At 67.3% G+C, this 19,003-nt stretch carries 22 protein-coding genes; 9 read left to right on the forward strand and 13 right to left on the reverse strand.

Annotation, left to right across the window (positions count from 1 at the left end):
- The first annotated feature begins 23 nt into the window (after positions 1-23).
- Positions 24-1,022 carry an ABC transporter substrate-binding protein gene (locus HYG95_RS08905; protein ID WP_255495099.1) on the forward strand — a complete coding sequence of 333 codons (999 nt, stop codon included), beginning with the start codon at positions 24-26 and terminating at the stop codon, positions 1,020-1,022.
- Between the two features lie 68 nt (positions 1,023-1,090).
- Here the strand turns inward: HYG95_RS08905 and HYG95_RS08910 are convergent, their stop codons facing one another.
- Genes HYG95_RS08910 through HYG95_RS08920 form a run of 3 tightly spaced genes read right to left on the reverse strand, consistent with a single transcriptional unit; the run spans position 1,091 to position 3,947 of the window.
- Positions 1,091-2,509, reverse strand: coding sequence for an NAD(P)(+) transhydrogenase (Re/Si-specific) subunit beta (locus tag HYG95_RS08910; RefSeq protein WP_181697616.1), 1,419 nt, complete (start codon positions 2,507-2,509; stop codon positions 1,091-1,093).
- Positions 2,510-2,526: 17 nt separating this feature from the next.
- Complete coding sequence (locus HYG95_RS08915; protein WP_181697525.1) at positions 2,527-2,829, reverse strand: NAD(P) transhydrogenase subunit alpha; 303 nt, start codon at positions 2,827-2,829, stop codon at positions 2,527-2,529.
- The gene (locus HYG95_RS08920; protein ID WP_067641456.1) at positions 2,829-3,947 is read right to left on the reverse strand and encodes a Re/Si-specific NAD(P)(+) transhydrogenase subunit alpha; all 1,119 of its coding nucleotides are present in this window, start codon (positions 3,945-3,947) and stop codon (positions 2,829-2,831) included. The genes HYG95_RS08915 and HYG95_RS08920 overlap by 1 nt, the downstream gene beginning before the upstream one ends.
- A 398-nt stretch (positions 3,948-4,345) precedes the next feature.
- On the opposite strand from HYG95_RS08920, the gene HYG95_RS08925 reads away from it, so the two are divergent.
- From HYG95_RS08925 to HYG95_RS08935, 3 genes are read left to right on the forward strand one after another with little or no spacing between them, the layout of a single operon-like run.
- Positions 4,346-4,843, forward strand: coding sequence for an HIT family protein (locus HYG95_RS08925; protein WP_181697526.1), 498 nt, complete (start codon positions 4,346-4,348; stop codon positions 4,841-4,843).
- Positions 4,840-5,682: a maleylpyruvate isomerase family mycothiol-dependent enzyme gene (locus HYG95_RS08930; RefSeq protein ID WP_181697527.1), complete on the forward strand. Its 843-nt coding sequence runs from the start codon at positions 4,840-4,842 to the stop codon at positions 5,680-5,682. Before HYG95_RS08925 ends, HYG95_RS08930 begins: the two co-directional genes overlap by 4 nt.
- Complete coding sequence (locus HYG95_RS08935) at positions 5,682-6,329, forward strand: Type 1 glutamine amidotransferase-like domain-containing protein (RefSeq protein WP_181697528.1); 648 nt, start codon at positions 5,682-5,684, stop codon at positions 6,327-6,329. Before HYG95_RS08930 ends, HYG95_RS08935 begins: the two co-directional genes overlap by 1 nt.
- 5 nt (positions 6,330-6,334) lie before the next feature.
- On the opposite strand, the gene HYG95_RS08940 is transcribed toward HYG95_RS08935, so the two are convergent.
- Both HYG95_RS08940 and HYG95_RS08945 read right to left on the reverse strand, forming a co-directional pair.
- Entirely contained in the window at positions 6,335-6,871 is a 537-nt protein-coding gene (locus HYG95_RS08940; RefSeq protein WP_181697529.1) for a GtrA family protein, read from the reverse strand.
- Positions 6,872-6,907: 36 nt separating this feature from the next.
- Complete coding sequence (locus tag HYG95_RS08945) at positions 6,908-7,201, reverse strand: hypothetical protein (RefSeq protein ID WP_067490675.1); 294 nt, start codon at positions 7,199-7,201, stop codon at positions 6,908-6,910.
- A gap of 311 nt (positions 7,202-7,512) precedes the next feature.
- Between HYG95_RS08945 and HYG95_RS08950 the strand changes: the two genes are divergently transcribed.
- A complete protein-coding gene (locus HYG95_RS08950) occupies positions 7,513-8,886 on the forward strand; it encodes an FAD-binding oxidoreductase (protein ID WP_181697530.1) in 1,374 nt (457 codons plus the stop codon).
- 35 nt (positions 8,887-8,921) lie between these two features.
- Entirely contained in the window at positions 8,922-9,206 is a 285-nt protein-coding gene (locus tag HYG95_RS08955) for a GNAT family N-acetyltransferase (protein ID WP_067490634.1), read from the forward strand.
- A 4-nt stretch (positions 9,207-9,210) separates the two neighbouring features.
- On the opposite strand, the gene HYG95_RS08960 is transcribed toward HYG95_RS08955, so the two are convergent.
- Positions 9,211-9,948: a hypothetical protein gene (locus HYG95_RS08960; RefSeq protein WP_181697531.1), complete on the reverse strand. Its 738-nt coding sequence runs from the start codon at positions 9,946-9,948 to the stop codon at positions 9,211-9,213.
- Between the two features lie 197 nt (positions 9,949-10,145).
- Here HYG95_RS08960 and HYG95_RS08965 point away from each other — a divergent pair, with 197 nt between their 5' ends.
- Both HYG95_RS08965 and HYG95_RS08970 read left to right on the forward strand, forming a co-directional pair.
- Positions 10,146-10,514, forward strand: coding sequence for a hypothetical protein (locus HYG95_RS08965; protein WP_181697532.1), 369 nt, complete (start codon positions 10,146-10,148; stop codon positions 10,512-10,514).
- 5 nt (positions 10,515-10,519) lie between these two features.
- Positions 10,520-11,458, forward strand: coding sequence for a T6SS immunity protein Tdi1 domain-containing protein (locus HYG95_RS08970; RefSeq protein WP_181697533.1), 939 nt, complete (start codon positions 10,520-10,522; stop codon positions 11,456-11,458).
- A 52-nt stretch (positions 11,459-11,510) separates the two neighbouring features.
- Here the strand turns inward: HYG95_RS08970 and HYG95_RS08975 are convergent, their stop codons facing one another.
- The 5 genes from HYG95_RS08975 to HYG95_RS08995 form a co-directional block, all read right to left on the reverse strand.
- On the reverse strand, positions 11,511-12,668 hold the full coding sequence (locus HYG95_RS08975; RefSeq protein WP_181697534.1) for an acyl-CoA dehydrogenase: 1,158 nt from the start codon (positions 12,666-12,668) through the stop codon (positions 11,511-11,513).
- 171 nt (positions 12,669-12,839) lie between these two features.
- Positions 12,840-13,499 (reverse strand): TetR family transcriptional regulator, encoded by a 660-nt coding sequence (locus HYG95_RS08980; protein WP_181697535.1) that lies wholly within the window; start codon positions 13,497-13,499, stop codon positions 12,840-12,842.
- 63 nt (positions 13,500-13,562) lie between these two features.
- Positions 13,563-14,510: a hypothetical protein gene (locus HYG95_RS08985; RefSeq protein WP_255495102.1), complete on the reverse strand. Its 948-nt coding sequence runs from the start codon at positions 14,508-14,510 to the stop codon at positions 13,563-13,565.
- A 43-nt stretch (positions 14,511-14,553) separates the two neighbouring features.
- Positions 14,554-15,060 carry a 5-(carboxyamino)imidazole ribonucleotide mutase gene (gene purE / locus HYG95_RS08990; protein WP_181697536.1) on the reverse strand — a complete coding sequence of 169 codons (507 nt, stop codon included), beginning with the start codon at positions 15,058-15,060 and terminating at the stop codon, positions 14,554-14,556.
- A 113-nt stretch (positions 15,061-15,173) separates the two neighbouring features.
- Positions 15,174-16,397 carry a 5-(carboxyamino)imidazole ribonucleotide synthase gene (locus tag HYG95_RS08995; RefSeq protein ID WP_181697537.1) on the reverse strand — a complete coding sequence of 408 codons (1,224 nt, stop codon included), beginning with the start codon at positions 16,395-16,397 and terminating at the stop codon, positions 15,174-15,176.
- 39 nt (positions 16,398-16,436) lie between these two features.
- On the opposite strand from HYG95_RS08995, the gene HYG95_RS09000 reads away from it, so the two are divergent.
- Complete coding sequence (locus HYG95_RS09000; protein ID WP_181697538.1) at positions 16,437-16,979, forward strand: GtrA family protein; 543 nt, start codon at positions 16,437-16,439, stop codon at positions 16,977-16,979.
- Positions 16,980-16,997: 18 nt separating this feature from the next.
- On the opposite strand, the gene HYG95_RS09005 is transcribed toward HYG95_RS09000, so the two are convergent.
- A complete protein-coding gene (locus HYG95_RS09005) occupies positions 16,998-18,305 on the reverse strand; it encodes a HAMP domain-containing sensor histidine kinase (protein ID WP_181697539.1) in 1,308 nt (435 codons plus the stop codon).
- A gap of 6 nt (positions 18,306-18,311) precedes the next feature.
- Complete coding sequence (locus tag HYG95_RS09010) at positions 18,312-19,001, reverse strand: response regulator transcription factor (RefSeq protein WP_067490653.1); 690 nt, start codon at positions 18,999-19,001, stop codon at positions 18,312-18,314.
- Positions 19,002-19,003 lie beyond the last annotated feature (2 nt).

The raw sequence follows: 19,003 nt of genomic DNA on the forward strand, positions 1-19,003 counted from the left end.
GATAGAAAGAAGGAACAACTCCTATGTCAGCGCACCGAATGACGGCCCGCATGCGCGCCGCCGTCGCACTCCTGATCGTCGCGGTGACCGCGACGGCAGTGGGCTGCGGCACCTCCACCTCCGAAGGGTCGACCGACACCGGCACCCGCCAGGTGGAAACCGCCAAGGGCCAGATCACCGTGCCCGCCGACCCACAGCGCATCGTGGTACTCAACGGCGCCCTCGCCGGATTCCTCTACGACCTGGACGCGAACGTGAAGGCCGCGGATCCGCGCATCCTCGGCGTCACCCTCGCACCCGGCGAGTTCCCCCCGTCCTGGGCCGCCGACGCGAAAGAGCAGGGCACCGAAGCGGTCCCCTCCGGTGACGACCTCAATCTGGAGTTCATCGCCGCCCAGCGACCGGATCTCATCATCGGCGGCGGACCCGGCTTCCCCGGCCTGCAGACCATCAAGAACTACGACAAGCTCAGCGCCGTCGCACCGACCGCCCTCGTCCCCTCGGACCTCGCCAACTGGCAGGACCAACTGAAGACGGTGGCCGACTTCGTGAACCGCCCCGACAAGGTCGAGCCCATGCTCACCGCCTACAAGGACCGGGTCGCGGAAGTGAAGGCGAAGCTGAAGATCCCCCAGGGCGCGACCTCGGTGATGCAGTCCCAGGCCGACGGCAAGCCCATCCTGCTCGCCCCCGGCACCCCGCTGTCCAACCTCCTCGCCGACGTCGGCTTCACCATCGACGACAAGATCGAGGCCAAGGCAGGCAACCCGCCCCGCACCCAGGCAGGCGACTGGGTCACCTTCAGTCCCGAACTCCTGAGCACCGTCGCCGACGCCCCGGTCCTGTTCGTGATCCTGCTCGACGGCGGCCGCAACATCCCCCAGCTGAAGCAGGACCCGGCCCTGGCCATGCTCCCCGCATTCCAGAAGAACCAGGTCTACGAACTCCCCGCAGCCAGCAAGCGCCCGGACTACCGCCAGTCCATGGCCACCCTCGACCTGCTGGCCGACACCTTCAAGTAGCCACGCGACAGCGAGAGGCCCCGCCGGTGAAATACCGGCGGGGCCTCTCTTGTTCGATGTCGCTTGTCTTACAGCGCCTTCAGTTCCTCGGTGACCGCACCGACGGACTTCTTGGCGTCGCCGAACAGCATGGAGGTGTGGTCGGCGTAGAACAGCGGGTTGTCGATGCCGGCGAAGCCGGAGTTCATCGAGCGCTTGAGCACGATGACGCTCTTGGCCTGGTCGACATTGAGGACCGGCATGCCGTAGATCGGGCTGGACGGATCCTCGCGGGCGGCGGGGTTGGTGACGTCGTTGGCGCCGATCACCAGCACCACATCGGTGCGGTTGAACTCACCGTTGATGTCGTCCATTTCCTTCATCGCGTCGTAGGAGACCTCGGCCTCGGCCAGCAGCACGTTCATGTGCCCGGGCATACGACCGGCGACGGGGTGGATCGCGTACTTGACCTCGACACCCTTGCCTTCCAGCAGCGACGCCATCTCCTTGACCGCGTGCTGGGCCTGGGCGACGGCCATACCGTAGCCGGGGACCACGATGACCTGGTTGGCGTAGGCCATCTGGATCGCGGCATCGGCGGCGGAGGTGGCCTTGGCCGTCTTGGCCTCACCACCGGCACCGGCGGCCACCGCGCCACCGCCACCGAAACCACCGGCGACGATCGCGGGAATCGACCGGTTCATGGCCTTGGCCATCAGGTTGGTGAGGATGGTGCCGGACGCGCCGACGATCATGCCCGCCACGATCATCGCGGTGTTGTTCAGCGCCAGGCCCGCGGCCGCGGCCGACAGACCGGTCAGGGCGTTGAGCAGCGAGATGACGACCGGCATGTCGGCGCCACCGATGGGCAGCACCACCATCAGGCCGAGCACACCGGCCAGCACCAGCAGCGCGATCATCCAGAGTTGCGACACGCCACCGTCGTCGGCGCCGAGACCGATCACCACGGCACACACGATGGAACCGAGCAGCAGCAGCAGGTTCAGCGGCTGCTGCAGCTTGCCGATGCCGATCGGCTTGCCGGACAGGATCTCCTGCAGTTTGGCGAAGGCGATGATCGAGCCCCAGAAGGAGATCGAGCCGATCACCGCGGCGAACAGCGAACCGATGATGATGTGGATGGTCGGCTCGTCGTGCAGCGCGGAAAAGCCCGAGCTGTCGATGAATTCGGCCCACGCGATGAGCGCGACGGTGCCACCACCGACACCGTTGAACGCCGCGACCAACTGCGGCATCTCGGTCATCTTGGTACGCACGGCGGGCGGAACACCCAGTGCCACACCGACGATCAGGCCACCGGCGATCAGGATCCAGTTCAGCATCTCGGTGTGCCGGATCGAGATCAGCGTGGCGATCACGGCGATCGCCATACCGACGGCGGCGATCTGGTTGCCGCGCACGGCGGTCTTGGGGCCGGTGAGCCCCATCAGGCCGTAGATGAACATGGAGAAGGCCACGATGTAGAGGCCGTTGACCAGGTAGGTCATATTGTCGACTGCGTGCATCACTCGGCCGCCTTCTTCTTACCCTTGAACATGCCGAGCATGCGGTCGGTGACCACGAAGCCACCGATGACGTTCAGCGTTCCGAACACCACGGCGACGAACAGGATCATCTGCACCAGCAGGGAGGGATCCTTCACGTTGCCGAGCGTCACCAGCGCACCGAGCACGACGATGCCGTGAATGGCGTTGGTGCCCGACATCAGCGGGGTGTGCAGGGTGTTGGGGACCTTGGAGATCACCGCGAAGCCGACGAAGCCGGACAAAACGAGAATGGCGATATTGGCGAGAAGTTCGGTGTACATCAGGCTTCCACCTCACGGGTGACACAGGAATCGGCCAGCACCTGATCGCTGAAATCGGGCGCGAGCTTGCCGTCGACCAGCATCAGTTCCAGCAGCGCGGCGATGTTCTTGGAGTACAGCTCCGAAGCGTGCTCGGGCATGGTGGCGGGCAGGTTCAGCGGCGAGGCGATGGTCACCTCGTGCTTGACGACGATCTCGCCGGGCTCGGTGAGCTCACAGTTGCCACCGGTCTCCCCGGCCAGGTCGACGATCACACTGCCGGGCTTCATGCCCTCCACCGCGGCCGCCGTCACCAGACGCGGCGCCGGGCGACCCGGCACGAGCGCGGTCGTGATGACCACGTCGAAACCCTTGATCGCGTCTTCCAGCGCCTGCTGCTGCTTGGCCTTCTCCTCCTCGGTGAGCTCGCGGGCGTACCCACCCTCACCGGCGGCGTCGATGCCGAGGTCGAGCCACTGCGCACCCACCGAACGCACCTGGTCGGCGACCTCGGGGCGCACGTCGTACCCGGTGGTGCGGCCGCCGAGACGCTTGGCCGTGGCCAGCGCCTGCAGACCCGCCACACCCACACCGAGCACCAGCACGGTCGCCGGCTTCACGGTGCCCGCGGCGGTCGTCAGCATCGGGAAGAACCGGGTCGACTCCGAGGCGGCGAGCAGCACAGCCTTGTACCCGGCCACGTTGGCCTGCGAGGACAACGCGTCCATCACCTGCGCACGCGAGATACGCGGAATCGCCTCCACCGCGAAGGCCTGCACACCGGCCGCCTTCAGCGCGCCGATCTGGTTCTCCGCGTTGCGGGGCGCGAGGAAGCCGATCAGCGTCTGCCCGGAGGACAGCCTGGCCACCTCGGCATCGCTGGGCGGAGCCACCTTCACCACGACATCGGCCGACCACGGATCGCCGATCGTCGCACCGGCCTCTACATAGGCCGCGTCGGGAATGAGCGCGCCGAGGCCCGCACCGGCTTCCACGATCACCTCGACACCCTGCTTGGACAGGGTGGGAATGATCTTGGGTACCAGGGCGACTCGCCGCTCACCCACGCCGGACTCGCGAACGACTCCGACACGCGCGCCGCGCGGCGAGTCCTCGCCAACGTTTTGCGTTGTCTCCACTAGTCAGACTTCCTTTTCGTGCTGGCTTCGAGCCTGGGAACAACGGTTCAGCCGACGTTACTGGTCAGTAAGTTCAACTGAAATCCTCGCAACTGTACTCGGCTCGCGGTGAGCCTAGCGGAGATGCCCGTCACAGCGGAGAACTGGACTCTTGACCATAAAACGGACAGAGCGGACCTGTTTCCGCAGCGACAGCCACTTCCTCGGCCCGCCGGGCGCCGGGTGGCGCCTGACTACACATTCGTAGCCGCAGGTAGGCAAGGACAAGAACGCACAAGCAGGTCCGATACTTACCTGGACGTGAGAGTGCGGGTAGGGCGGCCGTCCACCGCACGGGACGTGATGTGTGTCATGCAAGGACTGTTGCGTCCCGAGGGCCACGCCGTAGGGTTCACGGTGTGAACGACTGCGTCTTCTGTCGGATCGTGGCCGGTGCCGCGCCGGCGACCAAGGTCTACGAGGACGACGCCGTCTGCGCGTTCCTCGACATCCGGCCCATCACGCGAGGCCACACCCTTGTGGTTCCCAAGACCCACGCCACCGAACTCGACGACCTCGATCCCGATCTCGGCGCACAGGTCTTCCGCGTGGGTCATCGCCTGGCCCGCGCCCTGCGCCGGAGCGGGCTGGCCAGTGACGGCGCCAACCTAGCGATCAACGACGGCACCGCGGCCTTCCAGACCGTCGGCCATGTGCACCTGCACGTCGTGCCGCGCAAGCACGGTGACAAACTCGGTTTCGCCAAGGGGTTCCTGCTGCGACGTCCGCACGAACCCACCTCGACGGCGGCGGCGATCCGCGCGGGCATCGACGCGCTCGACGCCGAGGCGAATAGGCCGGGGCGGCAACCGGATCGGCCGACCCCGTCGAGCGAAGCAGAAGGAGTACAGGGATGACCGAACCGACACCGTCGCGCGAACTGCTCACCGATCTGCTCGCCCAGCAGTGGGAGACCATCGCCGCCTTGGTCGCCGACCTCGACGAAAAGGCCTGGCGCCGACCGTCTCCCCTGCCCGGCTGGACGCTGTTCGATGTGGTCGCGCATGTGATCGGTACCGAATCGTGGTTGCTCGGGCGCACCCCGCCCGCCCATGATCCGTTGCGCCCCAAGACCGATGTGCGCACGCTGCCGCACGTGCGCAACGAAGTCGCCGTGCTCAACGAGATCTGGGTCGACCGGTTGCGGCCACTGTCGGGCAAGCGACTGCTCGCGCTGTTCGACGAGGTCACCGAGCTGCGCCGGGCCGCCCTTGCCGCCATGACCGACGAGGAGTGGGAGGCGCCGACGGTGTCGCCGGTCGGGCAGGTGGCCTACGGCCGGTTCATGCGGGTGCGCCTGTTCGACTGCTGGATGCACGAGCTCGACCTCGCCGACGGGATCGGCCGCAGCGTCGACGAGGGCGGTGCGCGCGCGGAGGCGGCGTTCACCGAACTCACGCTCGGGCTCGGGCGCGCGGTGGTGAAAGGCGCCAAGGCGCCGGACGGTTCACGCATCACACTCGACCTCACCGGCCCGGTCACCCGACAGGTGCACCTCGCGGTCGAGGGCGGGCGCGGTTCGGTACTCGACGAAGCCGACGGGGAGCCGACAACCGTGATCCGTTTGGACTCGGGGCTTTTCGCACGTCTGCGTGGCGGCAGGCAGTCGGCGGCGACGCACCCGGGGAAGGTGGTCGTCGAAGGCGATGCCGCCCTCGGCGATCGGCTCGTCCAGAATCTGGCCTTCACCATCTGATGCGGTTGTTCCTGGCCTCCTACCGATTCGGCGGTTTCGCCGAGCGACTCACCACGCTGGCCGGCGGCAAAGGCAAGGTCGCGGTGATTCCGAACGCGTGTGACGCCTGGCCCGCCGCGTGGGCGTCTGCGGTCGCCAGCGACATGGAACCCCTACGTAGACAAGGATATTCGCCCGAGGTGCTGGATCTGCGCGACTACGTCGGGCAGCCCGCGCAGCTGGAGCGTCGGCTGCGCGAGTACTCGATGGTGTGGGTGCGCGGCGGCAACACCTTCGTCCTGCGTGCCCAATTCGCCCGCAGCGGAGCTGATTCGGTGCTTCCCGCGCTGTTACGCGAGGACGCCCTGACTTATGTGGGGTACAGCGCGGGAGCCTGCCTGCTCACGCCCGATCTGCACGGACTGGAGACGATGGACGACCCGGGCGAGGTATTGCCCACCACGGGGGCAGCACCGCGATGGGACGGGCTCGGACTCGTGGATCGGCAGCTCGTCGTGCACCTGGACTCGGCCACCGATCCGGATGGGGAATCGGCGAAGATGCTTGCGCGCTACCAGGAAGAAGGCGTCCCGCACTGGGCACTCACCGATGACGACGTCGTGGTGGTCGATGGTGAACACACCGAGGTGCTGCGCGGGTCACGCTGAGGGCCTCAGCGTGCGGTGTCGACCTCGGCCAGGTCGGGCGCCGGTGTCCGTTTGCGGAATACGATCCAGCGCATCGCGCAGTACATGTACACGGCCTCGCACCCACCGGCCAGCAACCGCGCCACGTGGTACTGCACGCCGAGCGCGGTGAGACCCGAGCCGACGCCGAGGATGAACGCCAGGTAGTTCACCACCACCACGACCACATACACCGCCGCCTGCTTGCCCATCGGGGCGTGCGAGTGGAAGTTGAAAGTGCGATTCAGCAGAAAACTCAGGCCGAACGCGAAGATATAGGCGCACGTGATGGACAACCACACGGGCAGATCGAAACCGTCGTGCAGCAGGGTGAGCAGCAGCAGATCGACGCCGAAGGTGAAGCTGTTGATGAGGGCGAAGCCGAGGAAAGTGGCGGGCACGTACCGGTCGAGCCCCCACGGCAACCGGGCGACAACGCCCTCGCACCAGCGGGTGAACCGGTCGGCGGCCGAATCCGTGACACTCGCCTGCTGCTCCACCCGGTCAGCCTGCCAGCGGCACATGACATCGAGGTGAGCAACGGGCAAACGCCCTGAGCGCTAGCGGCCGACGGCCACGACCGGACCGCGCTCGAGCGCCGCCCACTCGGCGAGGCAACGGCGGCGGGTGAATTCGTCGGCCTCGGCCAGCAGCGCGTCACGCAGTACGCGCGGGTCGGCGGCCCACGAGCTCGCGATCTCGGCGAGCGCGCGCAGATCGAACAGGCCCGTCGACTCGAGCGCCGTCATCCAGTCGTCGTGGTCGCCCGCGTACACGCGACGCATCGCGTCGGCCTCGATATCGGCGCCCAGCAGCGCGCCGACCAGCTCGGCCCGGTCCCGAGGTTCCCTCATCATCCGATCCTCCCTGCGAAAAACGGTGCGGCACAACGACATCGCGTGCGCGATGCGCAGGCAACGGAACAAGAAAACACGCCGGGCGCCCCGACAAAATCACACCCTCCCCTGCATTGTGACCACTCAAACGCCGTATACACCAACCGGCCGCGCCGAATCACAACCATGCCCTCGCGACCCTGTTCGGTCACACATCACATCTGGACGGTTGATCACCAGGTTCTGGTGGCGTTGGGCTCTCGGGTGACGCCGCCACCAGAGCGTGGCGATCGCATACTCGATAGGGCCTGGTCGGGTTAGCGTGGGGAATGGACGATCGCCGGGTGGATCTGGATTCGCTGGTTTCGGAGATTTCCGAGGGGGCAGTTGTAGTCGATGCCGATGTGATGGAGGGGTATCGGCAGGATTGGGCTCGTGACCCCCAGGCGGGGACGCCGGTGGCGGTGGTGCGGGCGCGCAGTACCGCCGATGTGGCGGCCACGCTGCGCTGGGCGCAGGCGCACGGGGTGCCGGTGGTGCCGCGCGGCGCCGGGTCGGGGCTCTCGGGTGGCGCGACGGCGGTGGACGGCGGGATCGTGCTGTCCACCGAATTGATGCGGGAGATCAACGTCGATCCCGTGACACGCACCGCGGTGGTGCAGCCGGGCCTGCTCAATGCGGAGGTGAAGCGGGCCGTCGCGGCGGAAGGATTGTGGTATCCGCCGGACCCGTCGTCGTTCGAGATGTGCTCGATCGGCGGCAACGCGGCCACCAACGCGGGTGGGCTGTGCTGCGTGAAATACGGAGTGACCACCGATTACGTGCTCGGCATGGAAGTGGTGCTCGCCGACGGAACCGTGGTTCGCCTCGGTGGGCCTCGGCTGAAGGACTCGGCGGGGTTGTCGCTGACCAAGCTGTTCGTCGGCAGTGAAGGCACGCTCGGGGTCATCACCGAACTCACGCTGCGCCTGCTGCCCGCCCAACCACCGCAGGCCACCGTGGTCGCCGGTTTCGCCACACTCACCGCCGCCACCGACGCGATCCTCGCGATCACCTCGGCACTGCGGCCCGCGATGCTCGAGTTCATGGACACCGTCGCGATCAATGCCGTCGAGGACGAGATGCGGATGGGGTTGGATCGCACCGCCGCCGCACTGCTCGTCGCCCGGTCGGACGCACCCGGCGAGTACGCGACGCACGAAGCCCAGACGATGCTCGCGCTGTGCGAAAAGGCCGGGGCGACAGAGGTTTTCCACACCGCCGATCCCGAGGAAGGGGAAGCCTTCACCGCCGCGCGGCGGTTCGCGATTCCGGCGGTGGAACGGATCGGGCCGCTGCTGCTCGAGGACGTCGGCGTGCCGTTGCCCCGGCTCGGTGAGCTCATCACCGGCGTGGCCGCCATCGGGGAACGCAACGACGTGCTGATCTCCGTCATCGCCCACGCGGGCGACGGCAACACCCACCCGCTGATCGTGCACGACCCCACCGACCCCGACAACACCGCCCGCGCCCACCGCGCCTTCGGCGAGATCATGGACCTGGCCATCACCCTCGGCGGCACCATCACCGGTGAGCACGGCGTGGGCAGGCTCAAGAAGGCGTGGCTACCCGACCAGGTCGGCCCCGAGGTGATGGCCCTGACCCGCCGCATCAAGGACGCGCTCGACCCGGCGGGCATCCTCAACCCCGGCGCGGTCCTGTAGGAACATCCGCCGACCGCGACGGGTTAGCATCCGGTATGACCACCAGGCTCGAGCACAACGTCGCCGATACCCGCTACGAGATCTACCTCGACGACGTCCTCGCGGGATACGCCGACTACGCCGAACGCGAGGACACCAAGGTCCGCGACTTCCACCACACCATGACCTTCCCCGAGTTCCGGGGCCGCGGGGTCGCCGCCGACGTGGTCAAATACGGCCTCGACGACTCCCGGACCAACGGCTACCAGGTCGTGCCCACCTGCTGGTACGTCGAGAAGTACATCGCCGAACACCCCGAATACGCCGAACTGGTCCCCTGAGCGCTCACGCGATCTCGCGGGCCAGTTGGTCGACGGCGATCTCGTAGACCCGCCGCAGCACCTCGAGCTCGGCGGTCTGGCTCTGCTCCGACATCGCGGACAGCATCACCAGCGCGGACACCACGTACTTCCCGACCCTGGCGACCACACGCTGCTGGGCGACCGGCGTCTGTATCGGCGGCGCACCCTCGACGCGCGTCTCCTGGTTCCCGTTCGTCCAGATGACGACGGCTTCCGAAGCTACCGTCTTCGGCGCCTCCACCGTCGACACGGCCATCTTCAAGGTGCGGTCCCCGGTGCGCGCCTCGACGTTCGCGCACCGCTGCACGAGGTCGGTCAAACCCCCCACCGCCGAGTCGGATTCGACGATCTGGACGAGGAACACCGCCGGGCTCGTATTCGATGCCACCGACTCCCGCGCCCCCGCGCCGATCGGATTCTCGATCAGCGGACGGCACACCTCATCGGTGAAGGTGAGCGGCAACGCCGTACCCGCCTCGGCGGCGGTGATACTTGCCGGCTTGCTCACCAGCGAATACCCGGCCGGGTACTCGGCCAGCCGAGGCAACGATTTCAGCGCCACGATCCCCGGCGCCTCCTCGGCCGCACACCCGGCCAACGCCACCCCCACCCCCAACACGGCGACCCACCGAGCCATCCGGTCACGTCGCACCACATCACCTCGAGAATCACCGGCCGCATTCCCGGCCACTCGGGCGATCACGCTAACGACTCGAGCCATCGCCGGAGCGCTCCCAGCAGCGAGCTGTGTCGATTACCAAAGGGCGCGGATGTCCTTCGGGTCTCCTGAACGAGTCATTGCAGGCCGCCGAACCGAGAGCTATGCTCCTCGGTTGCTCTCCGCTCGGAACACCCGAATCACCGGCGAGGAACCGGATGGTGCCGAACCGTCACCCCGATTTTTCTGGACGGAGATCGATGATCGATTGGATGGCTCAGCTCCGCATCGAGACGGAGGTCGCGCACGTCGTCGCGAACCAGGTGGACGAACACGCGACCACGGCAATGGTGGACATCGGGCTCGACGGCAACCGGGTCGATGTCCGGTGCCAGGCGGACACACAGTTCACCTCAGAGGACTGGTCTTCACTGAGCCCGCTGCTCACAGAGCTGGTCTCCATGCACCACTACGCTGGAACCGGCCTTCGCGGGGTGCAGTACAACCTGTCGAAAAACCCCGACGCGACGTGGGCGTGCAGTTCCGCCTATGACTACGACCCACTGGCGCGCAGTCACGCCACGGTGCCGAAGCGGTCTCTCCGGCGACGCATGTTCGGCGGAAGGTGAACGCTGTGGACAAAACAGAGTGTTTCCGGCTGATCCCGCCCGTGGCGGTGGGTTCGGTGGCGGCAACCTGGGCCGCCGAGTTCCCGCAGTTCGACTGCGTGGTCGGGTATTCCGACCTCGGGCATATGTTCTTGGCAAGCGCGGCGGGTGAGTACGCGGTGCTGCATCCGTTCAAGGCCGCGGCCAAGAGCTACGGAACCTTCTCGGGGCCGGGGGAATTCGCCGATACCGTCCTCCGGGACCCCGGCTTCGCGGAGTACGTCATGCTGCCCGGCCACGTCGCCGAAATCCGTGCCCTGCTCGGACCGCTCGGCGACGGCCAGGTCTACATCCCGACGCCGTATCCGTTCCTCGGCGGGTCGATGGAGCCCGCGACCTACACCGTCGGCGACGTGTGGACCTTTCTCGACCTCGTCGCCGAAGCGCACGGCCACAACACAGCCGACCGGACGCCCACGTTGATCCGCCCAGCGGGCGACAAGGTGGCGGTGGCCCTCGAGGAATGGGCGTGGGTCGGGGTCGACGGAAAGCGACCGGTGTTCACCACGCTGTTCGGCGACGTCTTCCTCGGCGACGAGGATGGCGTGTGGCTGCTGGACATCATCTCGGGAACGCTCACCCGCAGGTGGACCTCGTTCGAGGAGTGCGAGACGGCCCTCAACGATCCATCGCAAGGCCCGCAGGTGCTGCGCGCCGATCTCGTCGCCGAACTCGTCGGCCGCGGCATCACCCCGGCGGCCGATCAGGTCTACGACTTCAGTCATCCACCCGTCCTCGGCGGCGCGATGACGGCCGACAACGTAGAAGTGCTCGACTTCGTCGTCGCGGTTGGGATCGCGGGCCAGGTTCACGATCAGGCCCGGTTCGTCCCGGAAGGAGCGCGGGTGAGCGTCGAGGTCGCGCCGCGCCGAACCGGCTGGCGAAAGTTGTTCGGCGGCAGGTGAATATGAAACGCCCCCGGCAGGGATCCTGCCGGGGGCGTTCGTGCTGAAGGGATCAGCGCAGGAGCTGGCGGCTCATGACGAGGCGCTGGATCTGGTTGGTGCCCTCGTAGATCTGGGTGATCTTGGCGTCGCGCATCATGCGTTCGACCGGGAAGTCGGTGGTGTAGCCGGCGCCGCCGAAGAGCTGGACGGCGTTGGTGGTGACTTCCATGGCCACGTCCGAGGCGAAGCACTTGGCGGCGGCGGAGATGAAGCCGAGGTTCTTCTCGCCACGCTCGGCGCGGGCCGCGGAGGTGTAGACCATGAGGCGGGCGGCCTCGATCTTCATCGCCATGTCGGCGATCATGAACTGGGTGTTCTGGAAGTCGGCGATGGACTTGCCGAACTGCTTGCGGTCCTTGGTGTAGGCGATCGTGGCGTCGAGCGCGCCCTGGGCCAGGCCGACGGCCTGCGCGCCGATGGTCGGACGGGTGTGGTCGAGGGTCTGCAGCGCGGTCTTGAAGCCGGTGCCGGGCTCGCCGATGATGCGGTCGCCGGGGATGCGGCAGTTCTCGAAGTACAGCTCGGCCGTCGGCGAACCCTTGATGCCGAGCTTGTGCTCGAGCGGTCCGACGACGAAGCCCTCGTCGTCCTTGTGCACCATGAACGCGGAGATGCCGTTGGCGCCCTTGTCGGCGTCGGTCACGGCCATCACGGTGTACCACTCGGACTTGCCGCCGTTGGTGATCCAGCACTTGGAGCCGTTGATGATCCAGTCGTCGCCGTCGGCCTTGGCACGGGTGCGCATGGAGGCGGCATCGGAACCGGCCTCACGCTCGGACAGACAGTACGAGGCCATCTTGCCCTCGACCAGGTCGCCGAGGACCTTCTGCTTCAGCTCCTCGGAGCCGTTGAGGATCAGGCCCATGGTGCCGAGCTTGTTGACGGCCGGGATCAGCGAGGAGGAACCGCAGACGCGGGCCACTTCCTCGATCACGATGCAGGTGGCGACGGAGTCGGCGCCCTGGCCGCCGTAGGCCTCCGGCACGTGCACGGCGTTGAAACCCGCGGCGTTGAGGGCGGTGAGCGCCTCCTCGGGGAACCGGGCGTTGCCGTCGACGTCCTTGGCGTAGGGCGCGATCTCCTTCTCGGCCAGGCCGCGGATGGCGTGGCGCAGCTCGTCGTGGAAGTCCTCGAGCTTGAACAGGTCGAAATCGGGGTTTCCAGCCATCGAAGGCACACTCCTGGTTCTGGTGGTGTTCGCTGCGCCTCGCACAGCGGGCTTACGTTCGGCACGCAGTGCCAATCCACAAAGGATTATACGCGCGGCACTCTACCGCTACATGGGGATATGGGTGTGGCACCGAGTGTCACTTTTGCGTGGTGCCGCGAGCCCGGTGGCTCACAGGTTACCGAGGCGCGCGGTGAGCCGGTCGGCCAGCTCGCGCGGCGGCATGTCGCGCGGAAACACCGCGACCACCAGTTCCTCTCCCTCGGACGCGTCGCGCCTGCCACGGGGAATCAGCGCGAGTTCGGTCCGCAGATCGCTCACCGCCGCCCCCGGCTCGCCACGCACCATCCGCCGCAACAGGTAGTTGTGGGTGGCGGTCACCGCGGCCGTGAACTGCACGCGCGCCAGATCCGGCGTCTCCGGTAGCCGTTCGCGCAGGAACTCGGTGAACAACCGCTCGTACCGGAACACGGTGACGATCTCCCGCTCCCGCAACGCGGGCACCCGCCGCACCACCTGATAGCGCCGCGCCGCGATATCGCGCCACTGCGTGAACCGCTCGAACACCCCGATCACGGCCTCGCACACCGCATCCCACGGATCCCCCCGCCCCTCGGCCAGGAACTCCTGTGCCGAAGCCAGTTGGAACTCGTGATCGGCGAAGATCACGTCCTCTTTCGACCGGAACTGCCGAAAGAACGTCCGCCGGGAAATCCCCGCCGCCACCGCGATCTCGTCGACCGTCGTCGCCTCATACCCCCGCTCGGCAAACAACCGCAACGCCTGATCAACCACCGTCAGCCGAAACTGCGCCGCATCATCCTGTGCCACGGACGTCAACCGTAGTCACCGCCCCGCAGTCACCTCACACGACACCGACAGACGTCCGCCGGATCACTCCCCGAACAAGTCGGCGACCGAGGACACGTCCAGCGCCCGGCGCAACCAGGTCGCCAACTGCGCCTCGTCCTGACAGCCACGAATGCGATCCGCGGCCGCATCGGTGACAACCACACCCCTGTGCCGCAGCACCATGAGCACATCCTCGGCGCGCCCCATGGCGACGCCCTCCGCCCGCCCTTGCGCCCTGAGCTTCTGCGCGGATTCTGAGCGGAAGAACGAGAGATCGGTAGCCATGTGGTTCCTCCAGGTCTCGGCGGCTGCGGTGTGTGAGATGCCCTGCTCGATCAACTCGACGTAGAACTCGGTCGTCTCGTTGCCGCCTATTCGGCGGATCCCTGTGACGATTGCCTCCAGTATCGCACCGATATCCGCCTCGCGGGCATGGGTGACGGCCGAGAGCGCGGCCAAAGGGAGGTCTTGGACCACGAGGGTGGGGTCGGTGACGGCGGGAACGTTGTGCGGGCCGAGTACCAGCGGGTACAGGGTGATCGTCGTCCAGAATGTGTGACCGATTTTCATGGGGGTGCCAGCCCACCGCGCCGTGACGTGGTCGTGGCAGATGACCACGAGGATGACGGGGAGGTTGTACTTGTTGCGCAGGAAGGTCACGTAATACGACCATGAGTCGGGCCGCGAATCGTCCGGCGCCGACTGTGCCTCTATCACCATCAGGAATCTGTCGTTGACAGTGGTGATGTCGAGGATCGTGTCGGCACGCCGCTCGACCGGTGCCGTTTCGGTGAGGTCGATGGAAAGCTGTTCCACTGCGATCGGTTTGGCGAACGGCAAGTTCAGCACGGTGAACGCGTGCGCGATCGCCGCCGCGTCGTGCTGGAAGATCCGATGCATCGCTTCGTGCGATGAGGTCACCATGGGGCCGAACGTACGTGATGGCAGGTCAGCGTACGAAAAGTGCGGCGGTTCACCGGAATTCGGCAATTCGGGCAGCCGGTCGCCGGGAAATGCGACCGGCTCGGCCTTCTCAGCCCAAAAGTTTGGTGCGCAGCGCTTCGTCTTTGGCCAGGACCATTTTCTCGAGGCCGGCTTGGAACTGTTCCATGCGGGTGCGCAGGGATTCGTCGGAGGAGGCGAGGATGCGGACGGCGAGGAGGCCTGCGTTGCGGGCGCCGCCGATGGAGACGGTGGCTACGGGGACGCCTGCGGGCATTTGGACGATGGAGAGGAGGGAGTCCATGCCGTCGAGGTATTTCAGGGGGACGGGGACGCCGATGACGGGGAGGGCGGTGGCGGAGGCGACCATGCCGGGGAGGTGGGCTGCGCCGCCCGCGCCCGCGATGATGACTTTCAGGCCGCGGCCTGCGGCTTCGCGGGCGTAGTCGAGCATGCGCTGGGGGGTGCGGTGAGCGGAGACGACGCCGACCTCGAAGCGGATACCGAACTCGGCGAGGGCCTCGGCGGCGGCTTCCATGGTTGGCCAGTCGGAGTCGCTGCCCATGATCAGGCCGACCTGGGGTCCGGTGGTGCTCATCTGAGGTTCCTTTCAGCGAAGGTACGTGGTTCACGCCTGGCGCCGAAAGTCGGTGCCCACGTGTCGATTTCGGCCTGAGCGCGCGGCGGTCGCGGCGCGCGCTCGTCGACGATTCACTCGCCGTGCGGGTCCCAGCCGTCGGTCCAGACCGCATGCGACATCCAGTGCGCGGCACGCTCGGCCTTCTCGCGAACCTCGGTCACCTCGTCGCCGAGGATGTTGATGTGCCCGATCTTGCGGTCGGGGCGCTCGCCCTTGCCGTAGAGGTGCACCTTGGCCTCGGGCATCCGGGCGAACAGGTGGTGCAGCCGCTCGTCCATCGACATCTCCGGCGCCTCGGCCGCACCGAGAATGTTCGCCATCACCGTGACGGGCGCCAACGGGGTTGTGTCGCCGAGCGGGTAGTCGAGCACCGCGCGCAGGTGCTGCTCGAACTGACCGGTCCGCGCACCGTCCATGCCCCAGTGCCCGGAGTTGTGCGGGCGCATGGCGAGCTCGTTGACCAGCAGTTCGCCGTCGTGCGTTTCGAACAGTTCGACCGCCATCACACCGACCACACCGAGCCCGGCCGCCAGTTCCAGCGCCATCGTCTCCGCGCGGGCGCCGGTGTCCTCTGGCAGGTCGGGTGCGGGTGCGATGACGACCGCGCACTGACCGTTGCGCTGCACGGTCTCCACCACCGGCCAGGTGGCCGCCTGCCCGAACGGCGAACGAGCGACCATCGCCGACAGCTCACGCTTCAGGTCGACCTTCGCCTCGGCGAGCAGCTGCACACCGTGCGCGAGCTGGTCGGTGACCAGCGCCGTCGCCTCCTCGGCATCGGCGGGCATCCACACCCCGCGCCCGTCGTACCCACCGCGCACGGCCTTGAGCACGAACGGCCAGCCGTGCTCGTCACCGAAGGCGACCGCGTCGGCGGGCGAGGTGACCTCGACGAACGCGGGCACCGGCAGACCGAGCGAGGACAGCTTGGTGCGCATCGCCAGCTTGTCCTGGGCGAAGATCAGCGCCTGCGGCGGTGGCGCCACGTTCACGCCCTCGGCGACGAGCACGTCGAGGTGCTCGGTCGGCACGTGCTCGTGGTCGAAGGTGAGTGCGTGCGAGCCCTTGGCGGCCGTGCGCAGCGCGGACAGGTCGTCGTGGCTACCGAGCACGACATCGGGACTCACCTGGGCGGCGGGATCGCCGGGGTTCTCGGCGAGCACCCGCAGACGCTGGCCGAGGGCGATCGCGGCCTGGTGCGTCATGCGCGCGAGCTGGCCCCCACCGACCATCGTGACGGTGGGCATGGCAGACGGATCGAACGAACGTGCAGTCACGTCGTGCAATGTTGTCATGTCGAATGCGAATCTTTGCTACCGGTACACTCGGAACTCGTGTCAATCGTCGACGACGTGGTCAGCGTCCTTCCCCCGCGCCTGCGCGAGCTCGCGCTCCGGCATAAAGAGCTGATCAAGTTCGCCATCGTCGGCGCGACGACGTTCGTGATCGACAGCGGCCTGTTCTACCTGCTCAAATGGACCGTTCTGTCGGAAAAGCCGGTCACCGCCAAGATCATTTCCGGCGTGGTCGCGGTGATCGCGTCCTATGTGCTCAACCGCGAATGGTCGTTCAAGAATCGCGGCGGCCGCGAGAAACATCACGAGGCATTGCTGTTCTTCGGTGTCAGCGGCATCGGCGTGGCGCTGAGCAATATACCGCTGTGGATCTCGAGCTATGTGTTCGATCTGCGGCAGCCGAATGTGAGTTTCCTGACCGAGAACATCGCCGACTTCGTGAGCGCGTTCGTCATCGGCAACCTGCTGCAGATGGCGTTCCGGTTCTGGGCGATGCGGCGGTGGGTGTTCCCCGACGAGATGGACGAGATCGTCGCCGAACTGGAGGAGCTCGTCGAGGAAGAACCGCTCGGCAAGAGCTGAGCAGGCGCGATTGGTAAATCAGCGCGGTTCGGTCAGCGTCGCGTTCTGCGACCGGTTGACCTTGGATCCGAGGAACACCGCGAACAGAGCCGGACGGCGACGCTGCAGCTCGAGCCTGCCACCATCGGCCTCCACCAGGGCCCGCGCCAGTGCCAACCCCACACCGGTCGACCCACCGGCCGAGAAACCCCGGTCGAAGATGTGCGGGGCCATTTCGTCGCGAATGCCTTCGCCCTCGTCGGCTACCTCCACGCAGATCAGTGGGTCACGCGCGCTCATCGTCGGGACCGTTCGCACCGACACCGTGCAGGTGCCACCGCCGTGCATGAGGGCGTTGTCGACCAGCACCGCGACCGCCTCACGCAACCGCGAACCGGTGATCGGCGCGCGCAGGGATTCGTCGCCGATCAGGCTCAGTTCGCGGCCCGCCTCGTGGAACGGGTGCGTCCATTCGGCGACCACACCGCGCAGCTCGGCCATCACCGGCACCGGGTCGCGATCGGCGGCGTCCTCGGAGCGGGAGGCACGAACCAGGTCGTCGATGGCGTCGGTGAGCCGGTCGACCTGCGCCATCGCCTCCTCCGCCTCGTGCACCACCTCGGGATCGTTGTGGGTCGACAGCTCGTCCAAGCGCAACCGCACGGCCGTCAGGCGGCTGCGCAGCTGGTGGGAAACGTCGGCGACCAGCGCGTGCTCACGTTGCAGACGGCCCGCGATCTCGACGGTCGCCGAGTCGAGCACATCGGAGACCCGGTCGAGTTCGGCGATGCCGTGCCTGCGGGGGTCGGGCCGGAAGTCGCCCATCGCCAGCCGGGCCGCGCGGGCGGCCACATCGCGCAGCGGATCGGCGACGCGGCGCGCGGTCACCACGGCCACCGAGAATGCCGCACCGAGCGAGGCGAGCACGGCCAGCGCCACCGCGGCGACGGCCTGTTCCTGACGCGCGTGCATGGGTCCGGCGGGCACCTCCAGCCGCAACGACGCCGAGGTCCCCATCGACAGCGACTCGACCAGAGGGTCGTCGATCTGCTCGACGCCGATATCGGTGCGCGCGGCATTGTCGGTCGGCGTCGGGTAGACGACGGTGAGCCGGCCGCCCTCGGGCACCAGCGCCCGGATGGCGCGCACGTCCAGCCCGTCGTGGACGTAACCGTCGACCTGTTCCTGGGCGATCACCTCGGCCGCGATGCGTTCCAGCCTGCTCTGCAGATCGTTGCGGGTGATGTCCTCCACCCAGAGCCAGGCGGTGTAGATCAGGGGTACGCCGAGCACCACCGTGGTGATGGTGAGGACGGTGAGGATCGAACGCAGGATGCGACGACGCACGACCCGTCAGCTCCGGTGCGTGTCGGTGTTGAGGCGAAAGCCCACACCGCGCACGGTGACGATGCGCCGCTCGGCCATCGGGCCCTCGTCGCCGATCTTGCGGCGCAGCCAGGACATGTGCATGTCGAGGGTCTTGGACCCGCGCAGGTCGGCATCGCCCCACACCTCGCGCAGGATCGTCTCGCGGCCGACCACCTGACCGGCCCGGTCGATGAGCACCTTGAGCAGCTCGTACTCCTTGTTGGCCAGGTTCACCTCGGCCCCGTTCACCAGTACGCGCCGCGCCGCCGGTTCGAGGCGGATGCCGCCGACCTCCACCGCGTCGTCACCGATTCCGCTGCGCCGCAACAGGGCTCGCACGCGGGCGAGCAGTTCGGCGAGGCGGAACGGTTTGCCGACGTAGTCGTCGGCGCCCGCGTCGAGCCCGACGACGAAGTCGACCTCGTCGGTGCGCGCGGTGAGCATCAGCACGGCGATGTCGGCGCCGCCCGCGCGTACCTGCCTGCATACCTCCAGCCCGTCCATTCCGGGCAGGCCGAGGTCGAGGATCAGCAGGTCGTGGTTGCCTTCGAGAGCACGGCGCAGCACCGCCGGGCCGAAGCGTTCGACGGTGACGGTGTAGCCCTCACGCCCCAGTGCGCGCGACAGGGGTGCGGCGATCGCCTCGTCGTCCTCGGCCAGAAGTACTGCGGTCATGT

It is taken from the genome of Nocardia sp. GTS18 (genome assembly GCF_013839555.1).
Taxonomy (GTDB): domain Bacteria; phylum Actinomycetota; class Actinomycetes; order Mycobacteriales; family Mycobacteriaceae; genus Nocardia; species Nocardia rosealba.

Bases quoted from the DNA above. Each gene is read 5' to 3' on its own strand.
- HYG95_RS08955 (WP_067490634.1), top strand. From the start codon at position 8,922: ATGACCACCAGGCTCGAGCACAACGTCGCCGATACCCGCTACGAGATC.
- HYG95_RS08945 (WP_067490675.1), bottom strand. From the start codon at position 7,201: ATGAGGGAACCTCGGGACCGGGCCGAGCTGGTCGGCGCGCTGCTGGGC.
- HYG95_RS09010 (WP_067490653.1), bottom strand. From the start codon at position 19,001: ATGACCGCAGTACTTCTGGCCGAGGACGACGAGGCGATCGCCGCACCC.
- HYG95_RS08910 (WP_181697616.1), bottom strand. From the start codon at position 2,509: ATGACCTACCTGGTCAACGGCCTCTACATCGTGGCCTTCTCCATGTTC.
- HYG95_RS08965 (WP_181697532.1), top strand. From the start codon at position 10,146: ATGATCGATTGGATGGCTCAGCTCCGCATCGAGACGGAGGTCGCGCAC.
- HYG95_RS08935 (WP_181697528.1), top strand. From the start codon at position 5,682: ATGCGGTTGTTCCTGGCCTCCTACCGATTCGGCGGTTTCGCCGAGCGA.
- HYG95_RS08930 (WP_181697527.1), top strand. From the start codon at position 4,840: ATGACCGAACCGACACCGTCGCGCGAACTGCTCACCGATCTGCTCGCC.
- HYG95_RS08995 (WP_181697537.1), bottom strand. From the start codon at position 16,397: ATGACAACATTGCACGACGTGACTGCACGTTCGTTCGATCCGTCTGCC.
- purE (WP_181697536.1), bottom strand. From the start codon at position 15,060: ATGAGCACCACCGGACCCCAGGTCGGCCTGATCATGGGCAGCGACTCC.
- HYG95_RS08915 (WP_181697525.1), bottom strand. From the start codon at position 2,829: ATGTACACCGAACTTCTCGCCAATATCGCCATTCTCGTTTTGTCCGGC.
- HYG95_RS08950 (WP_181697530.1), top strand. From the start codon at position 7,513: ATGGACGATCGCCGGGTGGATCTGGATTCGCTGGTTTCGGAGATTTCC.
- HYG95_RS08940 (WP_181697529.1), bottom strand. From the start codon at position 6,871: ATGTGCCGCTGGCAGGCTGACCGGGTGGAGCAGCAGGCGAGTGTCACG.
- HYG95_RS08975 (WP_181697534.1), bottom strand. From the start codon at position 12,668: ATGGCTGGAAACCCCGATTTCGACCTGTTCAAGCTCGAGGACTTCCAC.
- HYG95_RS08960 (WP_181697531.1), bottom strand. From the start codon at position 9,948: ATGGCTCGAGTCGTTAGCGTGATCGCCCGAGTGGCCGGGAATGCGGCC.
- HYG95_RS08905 (WP_255495099.1), top strand. From the start codon at position 24: ATGTCAGCGCACCGAATGACGGCCCGCATGCGCGCCGCCGTCGCACTC.